Genomic DNA, 14,407 nt, shown 5'->3' with positions numbered 1-14,407 from the left:
CTTAATTACTGGTTGATACATATAAATGTATCAATACCATCCATTTACTTCAAGAAATTGTGCTATTGATTACTCGTTAATAGAAGCAAGTTTTCTTGTTTTAGCAGCAATCTCTTCAGGATTTGCCTTTTTTCTGGCGACTCCGGTTTCCATAGCAGCCTTTGCCACCTCTGCGGCTACAGATGGCGCTACTCTTGGGTCAAAAGGTGCTGGAATAACATAATCATCACTAAGCTCTCTTTCGGTAATTAAGCCAGCAATGGCATATACTGCGGCTTTTTTCATCTCTTCGTTAATGTGCGTCGCCTGTACATCCAATGCGCCGCGGAAAATGCCTGGAAAAGCCAGAACATTATTAACCTGGTTAGGGAAATCTGAGCGGCCTGTACCAATGACCTTTGCACCGGCTGCTTTTGCGTCCTCCGGCATAATTTCCGGAACAGGATTGGCCATTGCAAAAATAATCGGATCATCATTCATTGATTTAATCATATCTTGAGTCAGCGCGCCTTCAACTGAAACGCCAATAAATACGTCCATACCTTTCACAGCATCTTCAAGTGTGCCAGTGATATTGTTGCGGTTAGTAAATTTGGCAACCGTCGCTTTAACTTCATTCATGCCGTTTTCTCTGCCTTCGTAAACGGCACCTCTGGAATCACACATGACGATATCTTTAACTCCGAAACGGTTAAGCAGTTTAATAATAGCAACACCTGCTGCTCCCGCACCGTTAACAACCACTTTTATTTCCGACATTTTTTTATTTACAAGCTTTAATGCATTAACTAAACCAGCTAATGTAACAATTGCTGTTCCGTGCTGATCATCGTGGAATACAGGGATGTTTGTTTCTTTTTTCAGTCTCTCCTCGATGATGAAACAGCTTGGTGCAGCAATATCTTCTAAATTAATGCCGCCAAATACCGGCTCCATCAATTTAACCGTTTCAACTATTTGATCAACATCGTTGGTTTTTAGGCAAATTGGAAATGCGTCAACACCTGCAAAGCTCTTAAAAAGAACTGCTTTACCTTCCATAACAGGCATAGATGCTTCCGGTCCAATATTTCCAAGACCTAAAACCGCTGTGCCGTTAGAAACGACGCCAACCAAGTTGCCTTTCATTGTATATTCGAAAACTGATTCTTTATTGTTATAAATTTCTTTACAAGGTTCAGCAACCCCAGGGGAATAGGCAAGGCTTAAATCCCTCGCATTTCGTACTTGTACCTTTGATACAGTTTCCAATTTTCCTTGATTAACTCGGTGCATTTGAAGCGCTTCTTCACGAATTGTGGACACTCCGATTTCATCTCCTCATAATATGTGTTGTTGTCTATAATAGTTGTCTATAATAACTTTTTCTTATAGAGGATGTTCAAAAAGTTACGTTGTTGTTCTTTTTGAACACGTACATATAGTTATTTAACCACAACATTATAACAAAATATGAATTTTATTTTAAACTTTTTATGACAACATTTTCAGATCCTAGACATTCCTTTAATAATAAAACAAGTTTTTGACTTAGTGACACAGCATATGATTGCGGTAATTGAATAACTTTTTTGTTTCTAGAATAATAAATAATCACGCGTGTTTCGCCGGGATGGGAAGTAACGATTTCCTTAAGCCGGTTAAGAACAGGTTTCTTCTCTTGATGGGAATCAATTTTGAGATACAGAATACCTTTTTCGTTTTGCTTAATCTCTTCCAACAGTTTTGCCTTTTGCAAAATCAGTTTCCTCGGCTTTTCATCGGCTTTAACCATTGCCTCAATATAGATCATTCGTCCCTTTTGAAACAAATCCTGATGCTCTTGATAAACTTTTGGAAAAACAACTGAATCAATTTGTCCCGACTGATCACTCAAACTCAGAAAAGCCATAAATTGACCTTTTTTTGTTTTAATTTGTTTAGATTCCTCTATCATGACTGGCAGTCTGATTAAATCCTGATGATGCATGTGATATACATCTTTTAAAGACTTAGTTTGCGAGCTTAAAATATCTTGATAAAGGTCTAAAGGGTGAGCCGTTAAATAAATACCAATCGCTTCTTTCTCAAATCGAAGCTTTTCTTTTAAGGTAAACGGCGGTACATCAACAGCGACATCTTCATCAAACTCTGCATCAAGCAATGTCGTTTGATCCAAGTCGCGGTGATGCTGCTCTGCAAGTTTCGATGCCAGGTCAAGAGAAGCAAGTAGCGCCGCCCTGTCCATTCCAAATTCATCCATGGCTCCGGAGAAAATCAATGACTCAATGGCACGCCGATTCACTTTACTTAAGGAAACCCGCCTGCAGAAATCATATAAGTTCTTATAAGGGTGCCCATTTCTCTTCTCTATAATCTCTTGAACGGCACCGGTTCCGAGATTTTTCACAGCATTTAATCCGAAACGAACCCCAAATCCTTCGTTTACAAAAAATGCTTTGCTCTTATTTACTGATGGCGGATAAACGGTTATGCCTTTTGACTTTAATTCAAAGAGATAATCTAATAATTTGTCTTGATGATGAATAACGCTGGATAAAAGGGCAGTCATAAAGGCAACCGGATAATGAGCTTTTAGATAAGCCAGCCGGTAAGCAATCATACTATACGCTACAGCATGAGACCGATTAAAGCCATAATCAGCAAATCGAACAATTAACTGATATAAATCTTCGGCAATTGCTTTAGAATATCCTCTTTTGATACAACCTTCGACAAAAAATTGCCGTTGTTCTTCTAAAATATTTCTTTTTTTCTTTGAAACTGCCCGCCTGAGAATATCCGCTTCTCCTAATGTAAAGCCGGCCATTTTTGCTGCAATTTGCATGATTTGTTCTTGGTAAACAATCACGCCGTATGTTGATTTTAAAATAGGCGCCAAATCCTCATGGGGATATGTGATGGGGCGCTTACCGTTTTTACTGTCAATATAGACCTTGATGAATTTCATAGGTCCCGGGCGATAAAGGGCATTGACCGCTACAATATCTTCAAAATCAGTCGGTCCAAGCTGCTTTAAAACATCCCTCATCCCATCGGACTCCAGCTGAAAAATACCTGACGTATCACCTTGGCTGAGTAATTCAAAAGTTTTACGATCATTAAGCGGGATTGCGCTGATGTCTATTGTTGTTCCAGCTTCTTGCTTAATTAAATCCAGAATCGTTTCTATAAATGTTAAATTTCTTAAACCTAGAAAGTCCATCTTGAGTAAACCTAGATCCTCAAGAATATCCATCGTATATTGGGTCACCGGAATGTCGTCATGGCCCGATTGGAGAGGGATCTTTGTCTGCAGCGGCTCTTCACTAATGACGACACCTGCTGCGTGTATCGACGTGTGCCTTGGGACACCTTCAACGGCTTTGGCAAGCTGATAAAGCCGGAATAATTCCTTTGATTGACTTAAAGATTCGCGGATTTGAGGGTTCTCTTGGTAAGCTTGATCAAGCGTCACACCGGGACGTGTTGGGATAAGCTTGGCCAAACGGTCAATTTGAGATGACTGAATGCCTAATACTTTACCAATATCTCTAACCGCCGCTTTAGCTGCTAACGTACCAAAAGTTATAATTTGTGCAACATGGTCATTTCCATACTTTTCAAAGACATAACCGATCATTTTATCTCTGTCTTTATCCGGGAAATCAATATCAATATCCGGCATCGTCACACGTTCCGGGTTAAGAAACCGTTCGAATAACAAGTTATATTTAATTGGGTCAACATCAGTAATTTCAAGAACATAAGCAACAACCGAACCTGCCGCAGATCCGCGACCGGGACCCGGCACAGCGCCAATCTCTCTTGCATAACGAATAACATCCCAAATGATTAAAAAGTAATCATTGAATCCCATTTGATTGATGATTGTTAACTCATCATCCAACCGCTTCTGAATGGTATCATTTATTTGTGTATATCTTTTTTTTAAGCCTTTTTGGCATTGCCTGCGTAAGTATTCCCCCGCCGTACAGGATTCAGGTACGCTAAACTTAGGAAGGATCATCCTGTTGAAAGAAAATTCAACATGGCATTGAAAGGCAATTTTCTCCGTATTTTCAACAGCATCGGGATATGATTCAAACAATGACGCCATTTCCTGCGGTGATTTAAGATAATATTGTTCATTCTGTATGTTTTCATTTTTGTCTAAGCTTTGACCATCACGAATACATTTTAAACATTCGTGGGCAAGCGCATCTGACTTTTCGAGATAGTGTACGTCATTAGCTGCTGCAAGGGGAATATTTAATTCTTTACTTATTTTAAGAATTTCAAGCAGGCATTTCTTTTCAACAGCTTCACCATGATTTTGGATCTCCAAATAAAAACGGTCAGGGAAAAGTTCTTTATAAAATTGGGCCAAACGCCGTGCTTTTTGGATATCCCCTTTTAAAAGCGTGGTTTCAATATCTCCTTTTGGACCCGAAGAAAGAGCAATTAAACCATCCTTAAAAGCTTTAAGCTGCTGTCTTGTTAACCTTTTGACTGCAGAAGTTTGCAAGAATGTGCTTAATTTTACTAAGTTCTCATAACCGGCTTGATTTTTGGCCAATAAAATAAGTGAATGATCTTGAGGGGACATTTCTCTTAATTTTGATTCACTTTCTTTTTCTATATATACTTCCATGCCTATGACTGGGTGGATGTCTGCTTTTTGACAAGCCTTATAAAAAGGAACAGCCCCATAGAGAACATTTGAATCCGTTAAGGCAAGAGCTTTGTAACCTAGCGATTTTGCTTTTTCAACAAGATTATGAATCCGGCATGAACTATCAAGTAAACTAAATTCACTATGTACATGTAAATGGATAAAAGCCATTCTTTTCAACCCTCTCATAGTCACTCCACGATTATCATTATAGTACACCTTTGCCAGAAGAAAAAATGGTATACTTCCAAACCTTGTCCCATACAATGGTACAAAGATGGAAGGAGCCCTGGGTTATGGATTTTCGCACTTTTGCAACGATGGCGATCATGAACTTTTGCATTGCCTTTGGTGTTTTAATGGGCGGTTGTTTTATAGGCGGGATTGGGGCATTTTTGGTTAGCCGCCCGCCTTTGAGCGAAATGAATAATCTTGCGACAAATATGAAAATCTGGGCTGTTGTGACTGCCATTGGCGGAACATTTGATGCCATTGAACATTTGGAAAAGGGATTCCTTGACGGTACGCCAAGTGAGGTCGTTAAACACCTGCTCCTGATCGCTTCAGCTATGACCGGCGCACATACAGCTACAATGATTGTCCATTGGTTTACGCAACAGGAGCCTTAAAAATTGAGAATCCCCCCATATTACAAGATACCAAGCTGGCAGCGTTTTTTATCAGGAGTTGTCGTGGGCATGATTATCGGCTTTCTTTTTTTTATCCTGTTATACGGCTTGGCTCAGGAGCGGCAAATCAATAAAATTAGAGAGCAGGCTACCGAAATCAAGTCCCTGCAAAATGACAAAAAAGCACTGCTGGAAGACCAGGATAAAGAAAACGAAGAACTGGAAAAGAAACTAAAAGTTCAAGATATACAGGTAAATATTCAAACAAGCAGCAGAAAAAATATAGACAGGATTGTCCGCTATGAGCTGGAAGAGCAAATCTCGGAACGCCTGCAATCTCTTATAAAAAATAATATTGAGTCAGTTGCCGTAAACAAAGAATTGATCTACAAGGCTGTTGAAGACCATCCATTTACCATCGATAAGAATGCCTATTATTTTAAAGTTAAAAGTCTTGTTATCTACTCGGTTATTGAAGTCAATGTTATCCCTGTTGAACCCAAAAAGAAAGCATAAAGAAGCTTGCCGGCAGGCAAGTTTCTTATATTTCAGTCGATACACTTTCACAAGCATGATTTAAATCATTTAATACTTCTTCCGTTTCCTCCCAAGAATAAATAGTGGCCCCCGCCGCATTAGGATGACCGCCGCCGCCGTACCTCTTTGCAATTGTATTAACAACTGTACCTTTTGAACGGAGACGCACTCTTATTTGGTCCTTTTCTTCTATAAAGAATACCCATGCTTTAATATTTTCCACGTTTGAAAAAGCATTAACTAAAAGCGCGGCTTCTTCCGGTTCGACCGAAAAAGATTTCATAATATCTAAAGTTATTTTCATGCAGCCTACGCCATATTCGTTTAATGTGAAATTCTGTAAAACATATCCTTCTAACCTTGACAATTTAAGGGTCGATTCATACAATTTGTCGTGCAGCAATTGGCGGTCAAAGTCCTTTTGTACAAGGACTGCCGCCTTTTTCAAAGTTTCCGGCGTTGTATTAGAAAATAAAAAGCGGCCGGTGTCTCCCACTATCCCAGCGTATAATAATCTTGCTGCCTCGTTTGACATTCGAAAATCCGGACGTGCCTCATACAAACCGACAATCATCTCACTGACAGAGCTTGCATTTGTATTAACTAACATGATATCGCCGTAAGGGTCGACATTCGGATGGTGATCAATTTTAATTAATTTATCACCCATCGTATACCTTTTATCACTTACTCTTTCCTGATTAGCTGTGTCACAAACGATAACTAAAGCGCCTTGATAGACACTGTCTTCTATACGATCCATACGATTTAAAAAAGCCAATGAAGGCACTTCTTCCCCGACAATATAGACTTGTTTTCCCGGATAATTATCCTTGATAAGATAAGCCAAACCGCCTTGGGAGCCTATAGCGTCAGGATCGGGCCTGACATGTCTATGAATAATAATTGTTTCATAATCTTCAATCGCCTTAAAAATTTTGTCTATCATACTTTGCCCCCTTATAAATTAAAATAATATTAGCAATTCTATAAAGTGAAACTTCTATCAGTGGGGGGTTTTCTTCATCCCCCACTGATAGTTAGTTGAACAAATCGGGGTGTTAGCGAAGCTACTACTTGAGCAAACTTCCTGCAATTTGCGACGAGAAGTTGGCGTTACTACCCTGAATAAACAACGGCGCAGGAGCACTCCGTTAACTTCCGCCTAAACTTCAGCGCTAACTCAAGTTTTGAGGCGGGAGTCTTACGGACGGTTGCACCGGGGTAAAAAACCCGTTAGAATTAATGTAAGAATATTCAACCGGGAGGGTCTAAAACTCATGCCAACTTTTATCATTCTTATTGTTCTGGCTCTTGCCATGTTTGTTTTTTACCGGATTAAGGTCTGGCGCACCCATGAACCTTATAAAAAACTGTGGACTTCATCTAAAGCTAATATCGCCTTGGGAGCCTTCCTTTTTTTCTTTGGGTTAAACCGGATTTTTTTTAGACCTTCGACGATCAGTTTCATTATTTGTGCCATTTTCATCCTTTATGGCGCCTTTATTATTTACAGCGGCATCAAAGCATTCCGCCATTATTTGCCTTTAGCTGTTAAAGAGGCTGAGGACAATTACCGGGAGTCTATTAATAACGGTCAATAAATTGGACGATCAAAAAGGCTTTGCTTACAGCCGCGCCATTATGAAACATTTCAATGTCAACTTTTCCGTACCGCCGTGTAATTTCTAAAATTTTCGGCTTGATTTCAATGGTTGATTCTATCTGAACGGGCTTTAAGAAATAGAGGGTGACATTCTCTACAACAAGGTCGCCCTTTTTTTGTTTATTCAAAACTCTTCGTCCTACGGTTGTAACAATCGATGAGACAACACCATATGATAAGGTGCCCAGATAGTTAGTCATTTGCGGCGTAACATCAAATTGGTATAATTCTTCATTTCTCTTAGAACAATCGGTAAGCTGCGCCTCTATGAGATCTTCGATTGTTTCACCGACTTGCGGCTGCTGCTGAACCATTTGCATAGCCTTAAGCACGTCCTGCCTTGTAATAATCCCCAACAGCTTGCTGTCATCATCTACAACCGGCAGACATTCAATACCTTCCCATATCATGTTTTGTGCAGCCGCCGCTACAGATGTCGATGGATTTGTCATCATTGGATTTCTCGTCATCACTTCTTCAATATAACGGCTTACATCTTTCCCAATGATATCTTTTGAAGTGACAATCCCTTGTACTTTCATATCCTTATCGATAATAGGATAACGGCTGTGGGTCGTTTTTTGATTCATTTCATGCCACTTGCCAACCTTATCATCTATATATAAAAAATCTGTATCTTCAATAGGAATCAAAATATCCGAAACATGAAGAATTTCCTTTTTAATAAGCTGATCATATATCGCACGGTTAATTTTTGCAGCAACGGTAAAAGTATCATAAGAAGTTGAAATGAGCGGAAGTTTAAGATCATCGGCCAATTTCTTAACCGATTCTTCAGCATCAAAACCTCCTGTAATTAAAACCCCCATGCCGGCCCTAAGCGCTATTTCATGGACATTATCCCGGTTTCCGACAATTAATAGCCCTCCCGCATCGACATAACGCATCATTGCCTCTAATTTCATAGCGCCAATGACGAAACGATTTAAGGTTTTATAAAGGCCTTCACGTCCCCCTAATACCTGTCCGTCGACAACATTAACAACCTCAGCATAGGTAAGTTTTTCAATATTCCCTTTATCTTTTTTCTCAATTCGAATCGTGCCGACGCGTTCAATTGTACTGACGTAACCCTGGTTTTCGGCATCTTTAATCGCCCTGTATGCGGTTCCTTCACTGACCTGAAGGGCCTTAGCAATTTGCCTGACAGAGATTTTATGCCCTATTTCCAATTTTTTAATATAGGATAAAATCTGTTCATGTTTCGTTGCCAATTCTTTCACCAAACTTTCATAATAAAGAAAACTTTGCTGGCGGCGACCTTAAACTTTCTAATAGTATGAGAACAAGCGGATCACCAAGATCCGCTCCTAATTCTCATAGTTTGTGTTTAAAAAAGTGATTATAATTCTATTGATTCGCCGGAGGCCAGCGCTTTTCCTTTACCTTTTAATTTTGAAGCAAAATCTTGAGGGTCCTGTTTGATGACCGGGAATGTATTGTAATGAATCGGTACAACAGTTTTAGCTTGAATCCATTCAGCAGCTGTTAATGCATCATCAGGACCCATTGTGAAATTATCACCGATAGGAAGAAATGCCAGATCAATATTATTTCTTTCACCGATTAATTTCATGTCAGAGAAAAGCGCTGTATCTCCTGCGTGATAGATGGTTTTTCCGTCAATTTCGAGTATAACGCCGGCCGGCATACCTGTGTAAACAATATTTTGATTTTCTTCTTCTGTATAGCTTGAGCCATGAAAAGCCTGAGTTAATTTGACCCTTCCAAAGTCAAAGTTGAATCCGCCTCCAATTGACATACCATGTGTATTCAGACCTTTCCAGCCAAAATATGTCGCAATCTCGGCAATACCAATAACCTGAGCATTATTTTTCTTAGCAATTTCCACAGTATCTCCCACGTGATCATTATGACCATGAGTCAGAATAATGGCATCAATTTTCGGCAAGTCACTTGTACTGATATTTGCTTGGCCATTACCAGTAATAAAAGGATCAATAATAATATTAGCCTTCGATGATTCAATTAATACAGCCGAATGTCCATGATATGTAACTTTCATTCTACCTGCCTCCCAGTTTCTAATAATCTTAATGATCTTCTATTAATAATATAACCATGCCTGCTGATACATTTCAATTAAATCGGGATGAATTAATGTATTTGGGCGCAATTTAACTTTCTTTCCTTTTTCATATATATTGCCATCTTCATCTTTACCAAACTCATCCAATGAGTGAAGCAGCTGATTGGTCAAATAATTCATTTTCACAGATTTAAGCTTAATATCATCAACACTAAAAGGATGCTTTGCCGCGAGTACATATCCCCAATCACCAAAGCTCGGAATATCAACATGAAGGTTTTGCGTATAAAAGCCGGCTGAAGAAATCGTCTTATTAATAGTCCAATAAGCTTTTCTTGCAAAATAAGGGCTGGTGGCTTGTACCATCATTGCCCCATCCGGCTTTAAATGCCGATGAACTAAAGAATAAAATTCTTGTGTATAAACTTTATTTAAACTTTCATTATTTGGGTCAGGTAAATCTATGATAATCACATCATAACTTTTTTTATGATGCTGTAAATATTTAAAGGCATCTTCATTTTTAATATGTACACGGGATTGATTTAAGGAATTTTTATTTTGATCGGTCAGCAGATGGTTTGTTCGTGCTAAATGCGTCATTTCCGGGTCAAGATCAACTAACGTGATATTTTTTAAAAAGGGATATTTCAATAATTCTCTTGCTGCTAAACCATCCCCGCCCCCAAGAATAAGTGCATTTTCGGGATTTTTTGCTGCAGCGACAGCCGGATGAATAAGAACTTCATGATATCGATCCTCGTCTGCTGAACTAAACTGCAGGTTGCCGTCAAGATACAACCGCAAGTCCCCTTGTTCTTTCGTCATTGTAATTTTTTGATACTTTGTGTCTTCCTGAAAAACAATTGGATCCGTATATAATTTTTGCTCAAACATAAACGCGCCTTCATCACCAAAAAACACCCCTGCAATTAACCCAATGCCTATGAAAATGCCAATTGCGAGCAGCCCTTTAAAAGGACGTACATGTTTTCTAAAAGCGATAAGCATCCATAAGGCAACACCCAGATTCACACACCCGACGATAAAGGCCGTTTTAACCATTCCAAATGCGGGCCTCATCCAGAAAGCAAATAATATGCCGCCGATAAATCCGCCCGCATAATCAAAAAACAGCACTCTGGCTGCGCTCTTATGAATTGCTATGCCAATTTCATTCGCCTTCCTGATTAAGAGCGGCAACTCCAAACCAGTTAAGAGACCAACAATAACAATCACTGTATATAAATAAAACGCATCAGAACCTTCGGGTAAATAAGCCGTAACTCCGAACATGAGAAAAGTAGAAAAGCCTCCGAAAACAGCCACTAAATATTCAACGCATATAAACGTCGTGATCAGCTGCTTGATCACCTTTTCACTCATATAAGCACCAATGCCCATCCCTGTAAGAAAAAGCGAGATGGTGAGCGTATATTGCTTGACACCATCTCCTAGAACATACGAACCTGCCGCACCAAACAGAGTTTCAAAGATAACGCCGCAAATAGAGACAATCCCTGAAGCCCAGTAAATGCGTTTACTATCTTTAAATGACATTCCTGACATATATGTCCACCTTTAAGTATAAAAATTCAATTATATAATGCGATTAAAAAGAGACTGAAATAACGATCATATTATTTGCCGGCATCCGGTCCCCCGCCTCTAAATGAAGAGCCCCTGAATAAAGGTTTAGAGCCAGGCCCTTTATAATGACCTCCTGACTGATTATAGCCCTGATAACAACCGCCTGTTTCATAACAACGATGACCTTGCCTGTAAGCCCAATCATGAACGCCTAATAATTTGTCCAGTAAATAAAATGATAGCAAATGATCAAAAAAACTTGGTTGAAAATTATCCCTTACAAAACCATATGTAGCAACCTCAATCCGTGTATTAGAGGCATTTTTATTATCAGGCGTTAAAATAACAAAATATTTGTCGTAGACGAGGACTTTTTTCTGATCAACCTTGCCGCTTATTTCTTTAGGTTTTTTAGCTTTTTCCAGTGATTCAGCCACTTCATTGATCGACTTATTTTTTGCAATAAATACCCGGTCAGTGTCGCTTGAATGAACACTGCTTTTGACCGTATCATCTGTTTCGTATTTTTTTTGAATGATATCTAAAATGGTTTCATTATTAAACATGGAACAAGCGGATAAGAAAAAAATAGACAAAAACAGGCTGAGAGCCATCATTCCCCTCATAACCAGCACCCCATTAGAAAGGGGAAAGCATTATTCTTTCCCCAATTTTTTCTTAAGTTCAGCTAATTCATCATCCACACTGTTTTTCTCAAGTGCTTCAAGTTCATCATCAAGGGTACGATTGGCTGAACGCATATCTTCACTTGTTTCGGCTTCCGCTTCAAACCGAAGAACTTTCTCTTCCATGCGTTCAAAGCCTCTTTTAGAATCATCAGAACCAATCGATGACATGGCCCTGTTAATTTTTGTTTTTGTTTTAGCAGATTCAGCACGGGCTTTAAGCGAATCTCTTTTCAGATCCATTTCCTGATACTCATTTTTCATTTCCTGAAGTTTTTGCTTGAGCTCACTGACATCAGCTTTGGCTCCTTCCCAAGCTGTTTTTAATGTTTCAGCCTGAGATTCATGTTGTTTTTTATCTTGGAGCGCCCGCCTTGCTAAATCTTCATCACCGGCTTCTAATGCTTTTATAGCTTGCTGCTCCCGTTTCTCAGCTAACTTTTGCGCGTCATTGTATTTTTTATACATGATCTTTTCATTGGCCATTTGTTTAGCAACAGCTGTTTCCGCCTCACGAATGTCTTCTGCCATTTCTCTCATAAATTGGTCGAGCATTTTAACAGGATCCTCAGCTTTATCAAGCAATGAATTCAATTCTGAAGACATGACTGTTTTAACCCGCTTAAACATTTTAAACATTTTAACATCCTCCTGCTTTTTTAACTTCCTGCGATAATTTCAAAATCATAATCATTGGCGCAGGCACCTGTACTGACTTCAATGTCACCGCCCCAAATTTCAACAGACAGGTATTTTTCCTCATTTTCATCGCAAAAATCATAATAGTGAACTTGCATGCCGCTGACATTAACACTCCTGCCTTGACCGGATACATTGGCTGTACCTTTTTCATCCAGATAGTAGATTATTCCATCCATCTCTATTTTATCAGGAATAGGCTCGGAAAGCTTTTTCTTTACTTTTTTATAAACACTGACTTCTAATTCATCATCGAGTTCGACATTTACCCAAATCGTTCCTGAACGGCCTTCTAATTGATATTCATACCATCTGTACCCGTGATCATTAAAAGTTAATTTCCCTACTACCTGATAATCCGCCAATTCATACGATACCATGTCTCCGACTTTTAAATTCATTAACGTTCGTTTTTCTACTTTAGGTGTTTCATCAGACTTAAATAAGCGAGAAAAAAATCCCATTTTTTCCACCTGCCTCTTGCTTTATCCCGGTGCAACCGTCCGTAAGACTCCCGCCTAAAGCAACATAACCTATGAAGTTTAGGCGGAAGATAACGGACGGTAACACCCCGATTTGTTCATCTAACCATCAGTGGGGGAAGAAAACCCCACTAATGGAAGATTTACTTTATTGTACAAAAAATTTACGTCTTAAGGCTACAAAAGTTTCACTATAAAAACTAAAATATTTTTCTACAAATTTAAATTATGATAAATTAAAGTTAATCGTATCATTGATGGGAGTGTAAATTGTGAACGAACGAATCCTTCGCGTGCAAAAATGGTTAAAACAAAATGATTACCAGTTTGCTTTTATATCCGATCCTACAAATGTTTTTTATCTGACTCGCTTTATGTGCGAGCCGCATGAACGCCTGTTAGGATTATTTATCTTTCCTGAAAGTGAACCTTTTCTTATTTGTCCGCAAATGGAAGTTCACCAGGCCAGACATGCCGGTTGGGATTATGAATTGATTGGTTATCAAGATCATGAAGACCCGTGGGAAAAAGTAGAGAAATCATTGCAAAAGCCTGAACTAAAAGGTACGCTGACCGCTGCAATAGAAAAAGATACGCTGCCGTATCAAAAAGCCATGTCTCTTCGCCGCCTGGATGAACAATTATCTTTTGCTTCAATTGAATCATTTATAGCCTCTTTAAGAATGATCAAAGATGAAAAAGAAATAGCAATAATGCAAAAGGCAGCAGAAATGGCTGATTATGCGGTTACTGTCGGCGTTAATGCTATTAAAAAAGGCAGAACCGAACAAGGCATTATTGCTGAGATAGAATACGAATTAACAAAACGCGGTTACTCGGAAATGGCTTTTCCAACGATGGTGCTTGTAGGCGATAACAGTGCTTCTCCGCACGGACATCCCGGCAACCGGCAAATTAAAGAGGGCGACTTTGTTTTATTTGATTTAGGTGTTGTTGTTGACGGCTATTGCTCTGATATCACAAGGACCGTATGCTACAAACATGCAAGCGATGAACAACAAGCGATTTACGAAACTGTCCTCGAAGCAAATGAAAAAGCTATTAAAGCGTCTAAGCCCGGGACGCGAATTGGTGATCTTGACCGCTTAGCAAGGGATATCATCACAAATAAAAATTACGGCGAATATTTCACACATCGCCTCGGCCACGGTTTAGGGCTTGGCACACATGAAGCGCCATCTATGAGCGAGAACAATGATGATATTTTAAAACAGGGCATGGTCATTACGGTTGAACCCGGCATTTATGTTCCTGAAGTTGGCGGGGTTAGAATTGAAGATGATGTTTACATAAGTGAACAGGGACCTGTCACATTAACAAGTTATCCTAAAACACTGCAAATTATATCCTAATTATATGGAAACTTAGCGCA

General features: G+C 39.2%; 13 protein-coding genes. 4 read left to right on the top strand and 9 right to left on the bottom strand.

Going from position 1 to position 14,407, the window contains the following annotated elements:
* Positions 1–69 precede the first annotated feature (69 nt).
* Both ystJ and ACFQRG_RS11950 read right to left on the bottom strand, forming a co-directional pair.
* Positions 70–1,305, bottom strand: coding sequence for an NADP-dependent malic enzyme (ystJ, locus tag ACFQRG_RS11955; RefSeq protein WP_380966191.1), 1,236 nt, complete (start codon positions 1,303–1,305; stop codon positions 70–72).
* Between the two features lie 154 nt (positions 1,306–1,459).
* Positions 1,460–4,825, bottom strand: a complete 3,366-nt coding sequence (locus ACFQRG_RS11950) for a DNA polymerase III subunit alpha (RefSeq protein ID WP_380966189.1) — start codon at positions 4,823–4,825, stop codon at positions 1,460–1,462.
* Positions 4,826–4,950: 125 nt separating this feature from the next.
* On the opposite strand from ACFQRG_RS11950, the gene ACFQRG_RS11945 reads away from it, so the two are divergent.
* Together ACFQRG_RS11945 and ytrI are read left to right on the top strand one after the other, a co-directional pair.
* Complete coding sequence (locus tag ACFQRG_RS11945; protein ID WP_380966188.1) at positions 4,951–5,283, top strand: YtrH family sporulation protein; 333 nt, start codon at positions 4,951–4,953, stop codon at positions 5,281–5,283.
* A gap of 3 nt (positions 5,284–5,286) precedes the next feature.
* Positions 5,287–5,799, top strand: a complete 513-nt coding sequence (ytrI, locus tag ACFQRG_RS11940; RefSeq protein WP_380966185.1) for a sporulation membrane protein YtrI — start codon at positions 5,287–5,289, stop codon at positions 5,797–5,799.
* A 25-nt stretch (positions 5,800–5,824) separates the two neighbouring features.
* Here ytrI and ACFQRG_RS11935 read toward each other — a convergent pair whose 3' ends face one another.
* Positions 5,825–6,769 (bottom strand): DHH family phosphoesterase, encoded by a 945-nt coding sequence (locus tag ACFQRG_RS11935; protein ID WP_380966184.1) that lies wholly within the window; start codon positions 6,767–6,769, stop codon positions 5,825–5,827.
* Between the two features lie 331 nt (positions 6,770–7,100).
* Here ACFQRG_RS11935 and ACFQRG_RS11930 point away from each other — a divergent pair, with 331 nt between their 5' ends.
* Positions 7,101–7,424, top strand: coding sequence for a YtpI family protein (locus ACFQRG_RS11930; RefSeq protein WP_380966183.1), 324 nt, complete (start codon positions 7,101–7,103; stop codon positions 7,422–7,424).
* Here the strand turns inward: ACFQRG_RS11930 and ACFQRG_RS11925 are convergent.
* From ACFQRG_RS11925 to ACFQRG_RS11900, 6 genes are all read right to left on the bottom strand, one after another.
* The gene (locus ACFQRG_RS11925; protein ID WP_380966182.1) at positions 7,408–8,721 is read right to left on the bottom strand and encodes a DRTGG domain-containing protein; all 1,314 of its coding nucleotides are present in this window, start codon (positions 8,719–8,721) and stop codon (positions 7,408–7,410) included. The genes ACFQRG_RS11930 and ACFQRG_RS11925 overlap by 17 nt on opposite strands.
* 128 nt (positions 8,722–8,849) lie before the next feature.
* Positions 8,850–9,533: a metal-dependent hydrolase gene (locus tag ACFQRG_RS11920; protein ID WP_380966181.1), complete on the bottom strand. Its 684-nt coding sequence runs from the start codon at positions 9,531–9,533 to the stop codon at positions 8,850–8,852.
* A gap of 42 nt (positions 9,534–9,575) precedes the next feature.
* Positions 9,576–11,126, bottom strand: coding sequence for a polyamine aminopropyltransferase (locus ACFQRG_RS11915; RefSeq protein WP_380966179.1), 1,551 nt, complete (start codon positions 11,124–11,126; stop codon positions 9,576–9,578).
* A gap of 71 nt (positions 11,127–11,197) precedes the next feature.
* Entirely contained in the window at positions 11,198–11,773 is a 576-nt protein-coding gene (locus tag ACFQRG_RS11910) for a DUF4247 domain-containing protein (protein WP_380966177.1), read from the bottom strand.
* A gap of 30 nt (positions 11,774–11,803) precedes the next feature.
* Entirely contained in the window at positions 11,804–12,472 is a 669-nt protein-coding gene (locus ACFQRG_RS11905; RefSeq protein ID WP_380966176.1) for a PspA/IM30 family protein, read from the bottom strand.
* Positions 12,473–12,492: 20 nt separating this feature from the next.
* The gene (locus tag ACFQRG_RS11900; protein WP_380966174.1) at positions 12,493–12,996 is read right to left on the bottom strand and encodes a DUF4178 domain-containing protein; all 504 of its coding nucleotides are present in this window, start codon (positions 12,994–12,996) and stop codon (positions 12,493–12,495) included.
* A 290-nt stretch (positions 12,997–13,286) separates the two neighbouring features.
* Here ACFQRG_RS11900 and ACFQRG_RS11895 point away from each other — a divergent pair, with 290 nt between their 5' ends.
* Positions 13,287–14,387: a M24 family metallopeptidase gene (locus ACFQRG_RS11895; RefSeq protein ID WP_380966173.1), complete on the top strand. Its 1,101-nt coding sequence runs from the start codon at positions 13,287–13,289 to the stop codon at positions 14,385–14,387.
* The last annotated feature ends 20 nt before the right edge of the window (positions 14,388–14,407 follow it).

The sequence above is a fragment of the Scopulibacillus cellulosilyticus genome (assembly GCF_042665295.1).
Taxonomy (GTDB): Bacteria; Bacillota; Bacilli; order Bacillales; family Sporolactobacillaceae; genus Scopulibacillus_A; species Scopulibacillus_A cellulosilyticus.
This window is presented reverse-complemented; position numbering and strand designations above follow the sequence as displayed.